We start from the raw sequence: 13,549 nt of genomic DNA on the forward strand, positions 1-13,549 counted from the left end.
CGCCGGTGATCACGGAATAGCCCTTGATCGCGGCGGTGCGCCGGAATACCCGGACCTTCGCCGCGCGGATGCGGCGAACCGTTTCGGCGGTACCCCCGGCCATCACACGTTCTCCGTCCGTGCAGTCTGTCGGATAGGGCGCCGTTCGTCTCTTCGGGATCTCGCTCGCCGCGGCCGCCGACGCGGTCGACTCTGTGGCGTCGGGGTGTTCGATCAGGCAGCGCGCGCTATGGCGCCGACGACACTCAGTACGTGGCGGCGGGTGATGAGCCCGGTGCAGGGGCCGGTGGCAACGGAATCATCATTGCTGCCGAAACCGGTACCGGGGAGACGCGGCCGGGGTGCGTTGCTGTTCGCCGCGGTGACCGACGATCCTCCCGGCGCGGGCACGGTCGGTGCCCGCACCGGATCGGACCGCAGTGGCCGTGGACCGACCGTCCTGCGGGCGGCCGGATCCGGCGCCGGACCGGACGCGGCGTCGAAAGAGTCCTGACCGGGTGGCGCCGGAAGTCGGGCGTGCGTGGGCGGGGGGGCTCGGGGGAAGAGGGCGCCGGTCCTATGCTCGTCCCATGACCGTGCACTTCATCGGGGCGGGGCCCGGCGCCGCCGATCTACTGACCGTGCGTGCGGTGGAGCTGCTGCGGCGGTGCCCGGTATGCCTGTACCCGGGGACCTACCTGGATCCCGAGGTGATCGCACACTGTGCGCCCGGGACCGAGCTGATCGATACCCAGCGGCTGGACCTCGACGAGATCACCGGGCATCTGGTGCGGGCGACCGCGGCCGGGCGGGATGTGGCCCGCCTGTGCTCCGGGGATACCTCTCTTTATTCCGCCCTCACCGAGCAGACGCGTCGGCTCGACGCCGCGGGTGTGCCGTGGGATATCACCCCGGGAGTCCCCGCCTATGCGGCCGCGGCCGCGTTGCTGGGCACGGAGCTGACGGTTCCCGAGGTCGTGCAGTCGGTGGTGCTGACCCGGATGCAGGCCCGTTCGACGGCGATGCCCGATTCCGAGGCACTGTCCGGGTTCGCCCGGACCGGTGCCACGCTGGCCCTGCATCTGGCCGTCACCCGCACCCGGGAGCTGGCGGCGGAGCTGGCCGAGTACTACGGGCCCGGCTGTCCGGTCGCGGTGGTGTACCGGGCCAGTCAGCCGGAGCAGATGGTGTTGCGCGGCACCCTGGCCGATATCGCCGATCAGGTCGAGGCGGCCGGGCTACGGCAGGCCGCGGTGATCCTGGTCGGCCGGGCGCTGGACCCGGGCGCGCCCTGTGTGCAATCCCACCTTTACGACCCGGCACGTGACCGTGCCCACCTCACCGGATAGGCCCGGACGAGTCCGTGGCGAGTGCCTACTACGGGACCTGCCCGGATACCCCGGCGCCCATCGCGCGGTCCCCGGCCTGCACCTGCGTAACGCGGTTGGTGTGGCGCCGGTACGACGGTAGATTGGATCGGTGGTCAGGAGTCGGCGCGTGGGTGCGGGTACACGGTGTCCCACGGCACTGGGGGTGCCCAGTGGTACCGGGCGTCCGATGTAACGTCCTCGGCCCGATAAACGGATACTTCCGATGGACATTTCTGCCTGATCGAACAAGAAGTGGACCTGGAACAGCGGACATCGCGCTACGGGCGGTGCGCGTCGCGACCAGGTGGTGACGGGAAGCGCACGCGTGCGTTCCGGAAGCGAGGTTACGGTTGGACCGGCTGGACAACGGCGGGAACGGTACGAACAGTGGTTCGGCAACCGCCGACGGGGATCTGTTCCCCCTGTCGCCTGCACAGCTGGGTATCTGGTACGCGCAGCATGTCGACCCACAGGTGCCGGTCAATATCGCCCAGTACGTCGAACTGCACGGTGAGCTCGATGTCGACACCCTGACCCGGGCCAGTTTGGACGCCTCCCACGAACTGGGCTCGGGCCTGCTGCGCATCGTCGAACGCGACGGGGAACCGTTGCAGTTCGTCGACCACAGCCTCGAGGACGAGGTCCGCTACGTGGACCTGCGTACCGCCGACGATCCGGTCGCCGCCGCCCGGGAATGGATGCGCGACGAGTACGGCCGCCCACTGGATCTGACCACCGACCGCCTCATACGTGCCGCGGCCCTGCACCTGGGCGAAAACCACTGGTACTGGTATGTGCGCGCGCACCACATCGTGATCGACGGCTACGGCGCCATGAACATGATGAACCGGATGGCCGAGCTGTACACGGCCTACCGTGCGGGTACCGAACCCGCGCCGTCCAAGGCCGCGCAGCTGCGCACCCTGTACGACCAGGAGATCGCCTACCGCGAGAGCAACCGCTTCCGCACCGATAAGGAGTACTGGGCCGAACGGGTCGCGGGACTCGAGGAGGGCACCAGCCTGGCCGGGCGTTCGGCCGCCCCGGCCGCCCGCAACGGTGTGGTCCAGGGGCCGCTCACCGACGACCAGAACGCCGCGCTCGGCGAAGCGGTGCGCCGCTACGAATCCTCGCCTGCTCAGGAGCTGATCGCCGCGTTCGCGGCCTACCTCGCGCAATGGAACAGCGCCGAGGATGTCATCCTCAGCCTGCCGGTCACCGCGCGCACCACCGCGCTCATGCGCCGCTCCGGCGGCGTCTCGTCGAATATCGTCCCGCTGCGGCTGCACGTCGGCGCCGAGACCACGATCGCCGATCTGCGCCGCCAGGTGCAGCTCGAAGTGTCCGGGGCGTTGCGTCATCAGCGTTACCGGCACGAGGACATCCGCCGCGATTCCGCCGGCGGTGGCGTGGTGACCACGGAATTCTTCGGGCCGTGGGTCAACATCATGTTGTTCCAGGACGAGCTACGCCTCGGTGACAGCGTCGGCAGCCTGCATGTGCTGTCCACCGGCAGTATCGAGGATCTGGGCGTCAACTTCTATCAGTCGATCGGCGGCACCCGCAGCCATATCGACTTCGAAACCAACCCCAACCTCTACACCGCGGAAGAGGCCGGCCGTCACCACACCCGGTTCCTCGAATTCTTCGAACGGTTCCTGGCCGCCGCGGCCGACGCGCCGGTGTGGCAGCTCGCGATCACCACCGCCGCCGAACGCGTCGCGACCGTGGAGACCTGGAACGATGCCGCGCGCGAGGTGCCGGATACCACGCTGCCCGCGTTGCTGGACGCCCAGATCGCGCGTACCCCGGGCAACCTCGCGGTCGAGTTCGAGGGGACAGGTCTGACCTATGCCGAATTCGGTGCGCGGGTCAACCGGCTGGCCCGGTATCTGATCGCCGACGGTGTGGGCCCGGAATCGCTGGTCGCTCTCGGGATGCGCCGTTCGGTCGAACTGGTCGTGGCGATGCACGCCGTACTGCGCGCGGGCGGCGCCTACGTTCCGATCGACCCGGACCATCCGGCGGAGCGCACCGCCTACATCCTGGAGAGCGCGACGCCGGTCTGTGTGCTGACGGTTACCGCGGATCAGCCGGACCTGCCCGAATCGGTGCGGTCGCTGACGGTCGACACCCTGGATACCGCCGGGTTCTCCGACGAGCCGGTCACCGATGCCGACCGGCTCGCCCCGCTGCGCCCGGACAACACCGCATACGTCATCTATACCTCGGGTTCGACCGGCCGCCCCAAGGGTGTCGCGGTGAGCCATCACGCCATCGTCAACCAGCAGCTGTGGATGCTGGACAGCTACGGTTTCACCGCCGACGACGTCTACCTGCAGAAGACCGCCACCACCTTCGACGTCTCGCTGTGGGGTTATTTCCTGCCGCTGATGTCGGGCGCCGCGTTGATCGTCGCGACTCCGGACGGCCACCGCGATCCGGCCTATGTCGCCGAAACCATTGCCCGGCACGGGGTGACCGTCACCGATTTCGTCCCGTCCATGCTGACGGTATTCGCCGCCTACGCCGACCCCGGACAGATCGCATCGCTACGCGCGGTGTTCGTGATCGGCGAGGCGCTGCCACCGGAAACGGTCGCGGCGATGAAGGCGATCTCCGGCGCCGGCCTGCACAACCTGTACGGCCCCACCGAGGCCGCGGTGTCGGTGACGTACTGGGAGGCCACTGCCGCCGATACCGTCTCGGTGCCGATCGGTGTGCCGGAGTGGAATGTCGGTGTCCAGGTGCTCGACGCCCGCCTGCGGCCTGCGGCGGTCGGCGCACCGGGTGAGCTGTATCTGTCGGGCCGGCAGCTGGCCCGCGGCTATCTCGGCCGTCCGGACCTGAGCGCCGACCGTTTCGTCGCCGACCCACTGGGTGCGCCGGGGGACCGGATGTACCGCACCGGCGACCTGGTGCGCTGGCGCGCCGACGGGGTGCTCGAATACCTCGGCCGGACCGACTTCCAGGTGAAGTTCCGCGGTCAGCGCATCGAACTGGGCGAGATCGAAACCGATCTGCTCGCGCATTCGGCGGTGAGCCAGGCCGTGGTGCTGGTGGTCGATACCGCCGCCGGTCAGCAGCTGGCCGCCTATGTCGTACCCGTACCCGGGCATACCGTCGAACCGGTCGAACTCACCCGCTTCCTCGGCGAGAAGCTGCCGTCCTATATGGTCCCGGCCGCGATCCTGGTGCTGGACGCGCTTCCGCTCAACACCAGCGGAAAACTGGACCGCAAGGCGCTACCCGAACCGGTGTTCAGCGCCGACGTGGCCGGTTTCCGCGCCCCGCGTACGCAGGCCGAACACGTCGTGGCGGGAATTTTCGCCGATATCCTGGGCCAGCAGGTGGTCGGTGTCGACGACAGCTTCTTCGATCTCGGCGGTAACTCGCTCGTCGCGACCCAGGTCGTTGCGCGGATCAGCGCCGTGTTCGGGGTCCGCATCGGGGTCCGGGCGCTGTTCGAAACTCCCACCGTGGCCGGTCTGGCGGCCCGTATCGACATCGCCGCTTCGGGTGAGTCCCGCGAATCCCGGCCGCCGCTGGTGGCCCGGTCGCTGCCCGACCGGGTGCCGCTGTCGCCGGCGCAGCAGCGGATGTGGTTCATCAACCAGTTCGACCCCGCCGCGCCCACCTACAACCTGCCGTTCGTGATCCGGCTGCGCGGTCATGCCGATGTCGCGGCGCTCACCGCGGCCCTCGACGATGTGATCGAACGGCAGCAGTCGCTGCGGACCATTTTCCCGGAATCCGGGGACGGCGGTTATCAGCTGGTCCTGCCGATGGACGACGTCGACCTGGGTATCCGGGTGGAGCGGATCGATGCCGACCGGCTGCCGGATGCGCTGGCCGAATTCGCCGCCATCGGTTTCGACGTGACCCGGGAACTGCCCATCCGGGTGCGGGTCTACGAGGTGGCCGGCGGCCGGTCCAACGGCACCCCCGAACATGCGGTCGCCATTGTGGTGCACCATATTTCGGCCGATGGTTTCTCCTTCGGCCCGCTGTCCCGCGATGTCGCCGCGGCCTACGTGGCGCGCGCGACGGGTGTGGAGCCGTCCTGGGCGCCGCTGCCGGTGCAGTATCGGGATTACAGCGTCTGGCAGCGGGAACTGCTGGGACGCGAGGACGATCCGGATTCCATGGCGGCCCGGCAGATCGCCTTCTGGCGGGAAACACTGGCGGGACTCCCCGATCAGCTGGACCTGCCGATCGATCGGCCGCGGCCTGCGGTGCAGGGTTTCCGGGGTGCGCAACACCATTTCGCCATCGATGCCGAATTGCACGAACGCCTCTCGGATCTGGCACGGGGCAACGGTTCGACGTTGTTCATGGTGTTGCACGCCGCGCTGGCGGTGTTGCTGTCGCGGCTCTCCGGAACCGGTGATATCGCTGTCGGCACGCCGGTGGCCGGCCGTGGCGAACAGGCTCTCGACGATCTGATCGGTATGTTCGTCAACACCCTGGTGTTGCGTTCGGACGTGGACGGCACCCGTCCGTTCACCGAGTTCCTCGACAGCACCCGCGAAGCCGACCTCGCCGCCTTCGCGCACGCCGATGTCCCGTTCGAGCGGCTGGTCGAGGTTCTGAACCCGGCCCGCTCGCAGGCCCGGCAGCCGCTGGTGCAGGTGATGCTGTCGTTCCAGGAGATCTCGCACGCCGATCTGGAGATCCCCGGGCTGTCGATCAGCGCCGCGGAGATCGAACTGGCGATCGCCAAATTCGACCTCGTCTGGACCGTCACCGAAAAGCGTGGCAGCCGTGGTGAACCGGCAGGTATGGACCTGGTTCTCTCCTATGCCACCGATTTGTTCGACGAGTCCACGGTCCGCTCGTTCGTTACCCGCTGGCAGCGGTTGCTCGACGTGATCGTCGCCGATCCGCACACCCGGGTCGGCGCCATCGAACTGTTGCATCCGGCCGAGCGTGCCGAACTCACCGCCTGCGCCGGCGGACCGGCCGAACAGCCGGATACGCTGGCGGGCCTGCTGGCCGCCGCGGCGGTCACCAATCCCGACGGTATCGCGGTCGTCGCCGACGACGAGTCCTATACCTATGCCGAGCTGGATTCCGCGTCGAACCAGCTGGCGCGGGTACTCATCGAGCGCGGGGCCGGGCCGGAGGTCTCGGTCGCGCTGGCGCTGGGTCGTTCGTGGCGGTATCAGCTGGCGCTGTGGGCGATCGTCAAATCCGGTGCGGTGCTGGTCCCGGTGGATCCGGCCTATCCGGCCGACCGCATCATCCACATGGTCACCGATTCGGGCGCCGCCTTCGGGCTCACCGAGGATTACGAACTACCCGAACTGCCGGAGCTGTCCGGCGGCTGGATCAGCCTCGACGATCCCGAACTCGCCGCGGAGGTCATGGCGAGTTCGGCCGATGCGATCACCGATGCCGATCGGCGGGCGCCGCTGCGCACCGCGAACACGGCGTACATGATCTACACCTCCGGTTCGACCGGTCTGCCGAAGGGGGTCGTGGTCACCCACGTCGGTCTGCGTAACTTCGCGGCCGAGCAGGTGCAGCGGTTCGGCCTGGATACCTCCACCCGCGCGCTGGCCTTCGCCTCCCCGTCGTTCGACGCTTCGGTGCTGGAACTGCTGCTGGCCGTCGGCGCGGCCGGCACCATGGTCATCGTGCCGCAGATGATGTTCGGCGGCGCAGAACTGGCCGATCTCATCGAGACGACCGGGGTGACACACGCATTCCTCACCCCGTCGGTGCTGGCGTCCCTGGATCTCGACGCGATGGACGATGTGCGCGTCGTCATCACCGGCGGTGAAGCGATTCCGGCGGATCTCGCGGGCCGCTGGGCGGCCACCACGGGGCGCCGGCTGTTCAACGCCTACGGTCCGACCGAGGCCACCATCGCCACCAATATCAGCGGTCCGCTGCAGCCCGGCGAACCGGTCACCATCGGTGGCCCGGTGCGGGGTATGCGGGCGCTGGTGCTGGACACCGGGCTGGACCCGGTGCCGGAGGGGGTTATCGGCGAACTGTATCTCGGTGGTATCCAGCTGGCCCGCGGGTATCACGCCCGGCCCGCGCTGACCGCCGGCCGGTTCGTCGCGGACCCGTTCGGTAGTGACGGGGAGCGCCTGTACCGGACCGGTGACGTCGTACGCTGGCGGCGCGACGGCTCCGGCGCGCTGACCGTCGAATACGTGGGCCGCAACGACTTCCAGGTGAAGGTCCGCGGGTTCCGCATCGAACTCGGCGAGATCGATGCCGCGTTGACCTCGTACCCTGCCGTCGATTTCGCTGTCACCATCGGCCACGAGAACGTCTCCGGCGCGATGACGCTGGTGTCGTATATCGTTGCCGCGCCGGGCGATCCGGTCGATGTGCCCGCGGTGACGGCGCATATCCAGGATCGTTTGCCCGCATACATGGTGCCGTCCTCGATCATGGTGCTGGACGAGATCCCGCTTACTCCGGCCGGGAAGCTGGATCGCAAGGCGCTTCCGGTGCCGCAGTTCCAGACCCAGGCGTTCCGCGCGCCCGTCACGCCCATCGAGGAGATCGTCGCGGACGTTTTCGCCGAGGTCCTCGGCGTCGACCGGGTCGGTCTCGACGACGATTTCTTCGAACTCGGTGGTAACTCGCTGATCGCGACCCAGGTCGCGGCGCGGCTCGGCGCCGCCCTGGACACCCGGGTGCCGGTGCGCACCCTGTTCGAAGCGTCCACCGTGATGGCGCTCGCGGCGCGGATCGAATCCCATGTCGGCGAAGGTGCGCGGCAGGCGCTGGTCGCCCGCAGCCGCGACGGCGATATCCCGCTGTCACTGGCCCAGCAGCGGATGTGGTTCCTCAACCGCTACGACACCGAATCGGCGGTCAACAACATCCCGGTCGCCATCCGGATGTCCGGTGAACTCGATGTGGCGGCGCTGCAGGTCGCGATCATCGATGTGATCGACCGGCACGAATCTCTGCGCACCGTGTTCCCGGAAACCGGGCAGACGCCCGTTCAGGTGATCCTGGACGCGGCGCAGGTGGTTCCGGACCTGACCCCGTTCCGGATCCGCGAGGACAAGCTGATTGATCACCTGATCGATCTGGCGACGATGGCGTTCGACGTCACCGGCGAAGTGCCGTTGCATGCGCGGCTTTTCGAAATCAGCGATACCGAATACGTGCTCGGTATGGTGGTGCACCATATCTCCGCCGACGGCTGGTCGATGGGCCCGCTGGCGCGGGATGTGATGGTCGCCTACGCGGCCCGCATCAGCTGGGAATCGCCGGCCTGGGTGAATCTTCCGGTGCAGTACGCGGATTACGCGCTGTGGCAGCGGGAAGTGCTGGGGTCGGAGGACGATCCGCAATCGCTGATCTCCGATCAGATCCGGTACTGGAAACAGGAGCTGGCCGGACTGCCGGACGAACTGGCCCTGCCCGCCGACCGCCCGCGGCCCGCGGTGTCGTCGTATGCGGGCGGTACCCATTCCTTCGTGATCGAGCCGGAGATGCGGCGCCGGATCGCCGACCTCGGCCGCCGGCACAACGCTTCACCGTTCATGGTGGTGCACAGTGTGCTGGCCGCGCTGCTGGCCCGGCTGACCGGCGAATCCGATATCGCCGTCGGCACTCCCGTCGCCGGCCGTGGCGAGGCCGCGCTGGAGAACCTGGTCGGCATGTTCGTCAACACGCTGGTCCTGCGGACTCAGGTCCAGGGCGGGATGAGTTTCGCCGAACTGCTCGCTGCGGTCCGTAATGCGGACCTGCAGGCGTTCGCGCACGCCGATGTGCCGTTCGAACGGCTGGTGGAGGTGCTCAATCCCACCCGCTCCCAGGCCCGGCATCCGTTCTTCCAGGTGGCGTTGTCGTTCGAGAACCTGCCGGACCGCACCTTCGAACTGCCGGAACTGCGGGTCGCCCCGGTCGATTTCGAGATCGGGCTGGAGAAGTTCGACCTTTCGCTCAATTTCCGTGGCATGGGCGAGGATACGAACTCGCCGATGCAGGGTGAACTGTCGTTCTCCCGCGACCTGTTCGACCCCGAGACCGCCGCATCGTTCGCCGATCGGTTCATGCGGTTGCTGGATGCGGTGGTGACGACCCCGGGTGTCCCGGTGGGCGATCTGGAGATCCTGGCGCCGGTCGAACGTATGGAGGTGCTGGCCGACTGGAACTCGACCGAGCATGCGCTGCCCGAGCAGCTGCTGCTGGACGGGTTCGAGCGGATGGCGGCGGCGCACCCGGATCGGGTGGCGGTGTCGTTCGAGGGGACGAGTCTGTCGTATGGCGAGTTCTCGGCTCGGGTGAATCGTTTGGCCCGGTACCTGGTCGCGCAGGGTGTGGGTCCGGAGTCGTTGGTCGGGTTGCTGGTTTCCCGGTCGGTGGATCTCGTGGTCGGTATGTATGCGGTGGTGGCGGCTGGTGGTGCGTATGTGCCGTTGGATCCGTCGCATCCGGGGGAGCGGATCGGTTACATCCTCGATACGGCGAACCCGGTGTGTCTGCTGTCCACCACTGCCGACGTGCGGGCGGTGACGGCGGGCTCCGATGGCGGTGTGGCCGATGGTGGCACGCCGGTGGAGATCGCGGGTGTGCCGGTGCTGGCGCTGGATACGCTCGATACCGGTGGTTTCGATGCTGCGTCGTTGACGGACGTGGATCGGCTTGCGCCGGTGCGGCCGTCGAATACCGCGTATGTGATCTTCACGTCGGGTTCGACGGGTCGTCCGAAGGGTGTGGCGGTGCCGCATTCGGCGATTGCGAATCAGGTCGCGTGGATGCTGACGGAATACCCGATGGATGCGGGTGACGTCTATCTGCAGAAGACCGCGACCACGTTCGACGTCTCACTGTGGGGTTATTTCCTGCCGTTGGCTGCGGGTGCGCACTTGGTGGTCGCTACTCCGGATGGTCATCGCGACCCCGAGTATCTGGCCCGGGTGATTGCCGAACAGCGGGTCACAGTCACCGATTTCGTGCCGTCGATGCTGACTGTTTTCGCCGCGCATACGGCGGCGGGGTCGGTTCCGAGTCTCGAGCATGTGTTCGTGATCGGTGAGGCGTTGCCGCCGGAGACGGTGACGGCGATGCATGCGGTTTCTGATGCTGCGGTGCACAACTTGTACGGTCCGACCGAGGCCGCTGTGTCGATCACCTACTGGCAGGCCACGGGTGACGAGACCGGCAGTGTGCCGATCGGTGTGCCGCAGTGGAACAGCCGTGTGTATGTGCTGGATTCGCGATTGCGCCCGGTGCCGGAGGGGGTCACGGGTGAGTTGTATTTGGCCGGTGACCAGTTGGCTCGCGGCTATGTGACGCGTCCGGATCTCAGTTCTGACCGGTTCGTGGCGAGCCCGTTCGATCCGGGTGCGCGGATGTATCGCACGGGCGATCTGGTGCGCTGGCAGCGTGTCGATGGTGAGCCGGTCCTCGAGTATTTGGGGCGTACCGATTTCCAGGTGAAGTTCCGTGGTCAGCGGATCGAGCTGGGGGAGATCGAGTCGGCGTTCCTGGCGCAGCCTCAGGTCAGTCAGGCGGTCGTCACGGTCGCCGCCTCGCAGCTGGGTGAGCAGCTGGTCGCCTATGTGGTGCCGGCGCCGGGAGAACGAATCGTCTCCGGGGTCCTGCTGGATACGCTTCGTGATGTCCTGCCGACCTATATGGTCCCGGCGGCCGTCGTCGAACTCGAGGCATTCCCGCTGAACACGTCCGGCAAGCTGGATCGTAAGGCACTGCCGGAGCCGACGTTCGAGACGCGTGAGTTCCGTGCCCCGGCGACTCCGATCGAGGAGATCGTCGCCGGTGTGTTCGCCGATGTCCTCGGAGTGCAGCGGGTCGGCGCGGATGATGATTTCTTCGCGTTGGGTGGTAACTCGCTGATCGCGACCCAGGTGGCTGCCCGGGTCGGGCAGGCGCTGGACGCGCAGGTGCCGGTGCGGGTGTTGTTCGAGGCTTCCACGGTGGCCGCGGTGGCCGCGCGGATTCAGGAACAGGCCGGCGCGGGGACCCGTAAGGCGCTCGTGGCGGGGCCGCGGCCGGCGCGGGTGCCGCTGTCGTCGGCGCAGCAGCGGATGTGGTTCCTCAACCGCTTCGACCGGGCCTCCGCCGCGTACAACCTGCCGTTCGCCATCCGTCTCTCGGGTGCGCTCGATGTGGATGCCCTGCGGGAAGCGCTTGCCGATCTCGTGCTGCGGCACGAGGTGCTGCGGACCGTGTATCCGGAGACCGAAACCGGTCCGGTGCAGGTGGTGCTGCCGGTGGGGCAGGCGATACCGCAGCTCGAGGTGCGGCCGGTCGCCGGTTCGGAGATCGTCACGGCGGTGGCCGAGCTGGCGTCGGCCGGTTTCGACGTGACGGCCGAGGTGCCGCTGCGGGTGGCGCTGTTCGAGATCGACGATGCCGCGGACGAATTCGTCCTGGCCATGGTGGTGCACCATATCGCCGGTGACGGTTCCTCGGTGGGGCCGTTGACCCGCGATGTGATGATCGCGTATTCCGCGCGGACCGCGGGGGAGACGCCGGGCTGGGCCCCGCTTCCGGTGCAGTACGCCGATTACGCGCTCTGGCAGCGTGAACTCCTCGGCGACGAGAACGATCCCGAATCGGTCGCGGCCGAACAGCTCGGGTACTGGCAGTCGGCGCTGGCCGGAATTCCGGACCAGCTCGACCTACCGGCGGACCGTCCACGTCCGGCGGTGCAGTCCTATCGGGGTGGCCGCATCGAGGTATCGATCGACGCCGAAACCCATGCCGCTTTGCAGCAGTTGGCGCAGCAGCGTGGCGCGACCCTGTTCATGGTGGTGCATACGGCGTTCGCGGTACTGCTGTCGCGGTTGTCGGGTACGGATGACATCACCATCGGTACCCCGGTGGCGGGTCGTGGTGAGCGGGCCCTCGACGATCTGATCGGTATGTTCGTGAACACGCTGGTGTTCCGGACACAGGTGGAACGCGGCGAGGCGTTCACCGATCTGCTGGCCCGCCAGCGTGAAGTCGATCTGCAGGCGTTCGCGCACGCGGATGTGCCGTTCGAACGTCTGGTGGAGGTGCTCAACCCGGCGCGGTCGCAGGCGCGGCATCCGCTGTTCCAGGTGGGCTTCACCTTCCAGAACATGGGGCAATCGCGGCTGGAGCTGCCGGGTCTGGTGATTTCCGGTGTCGAGGTCGATACCGAGGTTTCACAGTTCGATCTGCATGTGCTGGTCGGCGACAGCTACGACGCCGCGGGCGATCCCGCGGGGGTGACCGGTTTCCTGACCTACGCCACCGATCTGTTCGATCACGCGACCGCACAGGGCTTTGTCGACCGGTTCACCCGTCTGCTGGCCGAGATCCTCGCGGATCCCTCGATCCCGGTCGGCGAGCTGGAGATCCTGGCGCCGGCCGAGCGGACCCGGGTGCTGACGGAGTGGAACGCCACCGAGTACCCGGTGCCGGAAACGCTGGCACTCGACGGGTTCGCGCGGGCGGTTGCCCGGTTCCCGGACCGCGTGGCGGTGACCTCCGATGGTGCCGAGATCACGTATGCCGAGCTGGATGCGCGGGTCAACCGGTTGGCCCGCCGCCTGATCGCGCAGGGCGTGGGCCCGGAATCGCTGGTCGGGCTGTTGGTCTCCCGGTCGCTCGATTTCGTGGTCGGGATGTATGCCGTCATCGCCGCGGGCGGCGCGTATGTGCCGCTGGACCCGACCCATCCGGGTGAGCGGATTCGGCACATCCTCGACACCGCGGACCCGGAATGCGTGCTGACGACCGTCGCGGATCTCGACGCGGTCGGGGCGGAGGCGGTCGCGGGCGCACCGGTACTGATCCTGGACGCGCTCGATACCAGTGGTTACGACGCCTCGGCCGTGACCGATTCCGATCGGTCGGCGCCGCTGCGGCCGGAGAATGCGGCATACGTGATCTTTACGTCCGGTTCGACCGGCCGGCCGAAGGGCGTGGCGGTATCGCATGCGGCAATCGCCAACCAGATCGCCTGGATAGTGGGCGAATACGGTATCGGCCGCGATGATGTGGTGCTGTTCAAGACCCCCGCGACCTTCGATGTGTCGCTGTGGGAGCTGTTGGCGCCGTTGACCGTCGGCGGCCGGATGGTCGTCGCCGAACCCGACGGGCACCGCGACCCGATCTACCTCGCCTCCGTCATCGCCGGAGAGCGTGTCACGGCGACCTCGTTCGTCCCGTCGATGCTGTCGGTCTTCGCCGAGAGCACCGCCGCGAACCCGGGAGCGCTGGCC

At 67.8% G+C, this 13,549-nt stretch carries 3 protein-coding genes; all 3 read left to right on the forward strand.

Features of this window, described 5'->3' with window-relative positions; all coding sequences use genetic code 11:
- Positions 1 to 229 precede the first annotated feature (229 nt).
- Positions 230 to 493 carry a hypothetical protein gene (locus NFL01S_RS22210; protein ID WP_062978160.1) on the forward strand — a complete coding sequence of 88 codons (264 nt, stop codon included), beginning with the start codon at positions 230 to 232 and terminating at the stop codon, positions 491 to 493.
- A gap of 76 nt (positions 494 to 569) precedes the next feature.
- Complete coding sequence (gene cobM / locus NFL01S_RS22215; RefSeq protein WP_062978161.1) at positions 570 to 1,328, forward strand: precorrin-4 C(11)-methyltransferase; 759 nt, start codon at positions 570 to 572, stop codon at positions 1,326 to 1,328.
- Between the two features lie 371 nt (positions 1,329 to 1,699).
- The coding region (locus tag NFL01S_RS22220) for a non-ribosomal peptide synthetase (protein WP_157116795.1) at positions 1,700 to 13,549 on the forward strand (11,850 nt) is incomplete at its 3' end.

The organism is Nocardia flavorosea NBRC 108225 (assembly GCF_001613385.1).
Taxonomy (GTDB): domain Bacteria; phylum Actinomycetota; class Actinomycetes; order Mycobacteriales; family Mycobacteriaceae; genus Nocardia; species Nocardia flavorosea.